Genomic DNA, 1,676 nt, shown 5'->3' with positions numbered 1-1,676 from the left:
TCGTCACAATCGTGGCAGAAACTCACGACATATCAAAAGCGCAAGTGCAGGCGATTCTGGACAGCGTGTTGAAAAGCATCGTCAAGGCCGCGGCGAGCGACGACGAAGTTTCCTTAGCTGGATTTGGTAAGTTCAAGGTCAAGGCTTCGCCAGAACGCGAGGGCCGCAATCCGGCCAACGGTGAGAAAATCAAGATCGCCGCGTCGAAGAAGCTCTCCTTTTCGCCTGCCAAGGCAGTGAAGGACGTCTTGAACGCCTGAACGCGGGCATCAGACTCATCGGGCCTTTTTGGCAGCTGGGGTCATCAGAGTTCACTAATTTTGAGGATGCCGTTGAAACGCGCAACGCCTTCGTTCACCGTCGAATACCGCCAGGCCAAGCGGCCGAACACCGGGAGTGCAAAACTGGGTTGGGCTCACGCGAAGCCGGCGCCGCCGGGAGGCGATGAGAAGGCGAATCGGATCGCGATGTCCGCGTTCAAGACCGTCGCGGCCCACCCGCCATCGGACCTCATATCGCCATCAATTGTGCCCGGCCGCGTTCTTCCGAACCTCATAGAGACCGCGCCTGTGACCGAGCAGACCGACGCCCGAGGCGCTCAATTGAAGAGCCACGGCAGCGCCTCGAAAGCGGCCCATGCCGCGCAAGAACGGGGAGACGGGACAGTGGCTGGTCACATTGGCGAGTACACTTATCCCGCCGAAGATCTCGAGCCTTCGATCGCGGTCGACCCCTTACTTCGGTTAAAGGATCCCACTACCTCGCACCTGCGCGTTAAGAAGGCGGGAGCGCCAAGGTCGGAGAAACGGAGCCGCCGTCCTGCACAAAAGCAAGAGAAACTCGACCACTATCCTGGGCCGTCCGCCAAACAATGTGAACCTTCACCGGTGAGTTCAATCTCCGGCTTGCCGCCTGTCGGCAAGCCTTCATCGACCACGCGCGCAAGTCGAATCCTCGGTCGCTACGTCTTTCGCGACGAACTCAGTCCGGGAGAAAGCTGGAAGCGCAGAATTGAGGCGCGACGAGAACGTCGCGCGTAGGCGCGCTTCTGTCCTACCGGCCTGACTCGTCGCCGGATGATTGCTAGGTCAGGAGCGGATCTTCGCTCGCAAAGCGGACGCCAGGCTCTCAATCGACCAACAACCGAATGCGCTCGATTCGCCCTATGGCCTGGACGAGCAGTGCTCGGCCAAGGCGATCTTCATCGACAAGCCTCCTCTGTAGCGAAGTTCCGGTAATGATTTGGTCGCGCACCGGCAGCCTGTTAGGGACGGCCCCTCCGCTGACCGGCGCACGGTAGGTTTCCTTCTGACTGGCCGTCGTGGGATCGGGATCGCAGGATCAATCACTTAAGCTCGATGCGCTGTCGTGGCAGAGTAGGGCAGGGCGTGCCTGTGCGCTCCTTGGAGCATACCCGCGCTTGCGCTTTCGAGTGAGCCACGTTTCCAGGTTTACTTGGGCCCGTGACGCATCCTCACTCCTGAAGAACTGAAGGCGTTTCCGGCCTCGGCAACCGATGCGGCCCCAGCGCCGGATTGAACCGCGCCGGGTTTGCCGGAGGCTCCAACTCTTGAGAGGGTGGAGCCATGATAAGCAAGACAACGAACAAGTTCTCGCCTGAGGTGCGAGCCCGCGCTGTGCGGATGGTTTTGGATCACGAGCATGAACATACGTCG

Annotated in this window: 3 protein-coding genes; 2 read left to right on the top strand and 1 reads right to left on the bottom strand. The window is 60.1% G+C overall.

Annotated features, from left to right (window positions below):
- A partial coding sequence (locus tag WCA53_RS23210) for an HU family DNA-binding protein (RefSeq protein ID WP_423915991.1) occupies positions 1 to 260 on the top strand: 260 nt, incomplete at its 5' end.
- Positions 261 to 332: 72 nt separating this feature from the next.
- Positions 333 to 1,040 (top strand): hypothetical protein, encoded by a 708-nt coding sequence (locus WCA53_RS23205; RefSeq protein WP_423915988.1) that lies wholly within the window; start codon positions 333 to 335, stop codon positions 1,038 to 1,040.
- Between the two features lie 301 nt (positions 1,041 to 1,341).
- Here WCA53_RS23205 and WCA53_RS23200 read toward each other — a convergent pair whose 3' ends face one another.
- Positions 1,342 to 1,602 (bottom strand): WGR domain-containing protein, encoded by a 261-nt coding sequence (locus tag WCA53_RS23200; protein ID WP_423915985.1) that lies wholly within the window; start codon positions 1,600 to 1,602, stop codon positions 1,342 to 1,344.
- Positions 1,603 to 1,676: the final 74 nt, after the last annotated feature.

Origin of the sequence: Caballeronia sp. (genome assembly GCF_049581465.1) — a bacterium.
Taxonomy (GTDB): Bacteria; Pseudomonadota; Gammaproteobacteria; order Burkholderiales; family Burkholderiaceae; genus Caballeronia.
This window is presented reverse-complemented; position numbering and strand designations above follow the sequence as displayed.